At 56.1% G+C, this 237-nt stretch carries 1 protein-coding gene; it reads left to right on the forward strand.

What is annotated here, in order from left to right; genetic code table 11:
* Positions 1-237: fumarylacetoacetate hydrolase family protein (locus ACPYOJ_RS36725; protein ID WP_481420594.1), on the forward strand; the 237-nt coding region annotated here is incomplete at both ends.

Here is a 237-nt window from a genome sequence, read left to right on the forward strand (position 1 = left end):
AGATGAAGTAGGCGACCCGCAAAGATTGTCACTTTGGCTGGAGGTTAATGGCGACCGTTTGCAGAATTCATCGACCAGCAATATGATCTTCTCGATCCGCCCCCTGGTTTCCTATATCAGCCAGTACATGATCCTTGAGCCGGGCGATATTGTAACAACCGGAACGCCGCCCGGCGTGGGCCTGGGTCTGAAGCCGACACGCTTCCTCAAGCGCGACGACACGATGCGCCTTGGCGT

It is taken from the genome of Rhizobium sp. SVR5-9E, assembly GCF_056755095.1.